1 protein-coding gene is annotated in these 288 nt (G+C 43.8%); it reads right to left on the bottom strand.

What is annotated here, in order from left to right; genetic code table 11:
* Positions 1 to 288 (bottom strand): carboxyl transferase domain-containing protein (locus HC176_RS19150; RefSeq protein ID WP_280818735.1); only part of this gene is annotated, 288 nt, incomplete at both ends.

The following is a 288-nucleotide window of genomic DNA, read 5'->3' as shown; positions in this document are numbered from 1 at the left end:
GAGGAATCCACATCCAAAACTCCCGCCAGACTCATAGGCTGATTGGCTACTATACCAATGCTCCTGCCTCCAAGCCTTGCGAAGCCTACGATGATGTTATCGGCGTAATTTTTATGTATCTCAAAAAAGCTATTTTCGTCGATGATCCCTTTGATCACCTCGTGCATATCATAAGGTTTACTGGAGCTGTCTGGCACAATATTCTCCAGCTCTTCGCAAAGCTCATCTCCCAGTTGAAAATTGAATTTTTCGGGTGTATTTTTATTGTTCTGTGGCAGGTAGCTCAAC

The organism is Tamlana crocina, from assembly GCF_012037625.1.
This window is presented reverse-complemented; position numbering and strand designations above follow the sequence as displayed.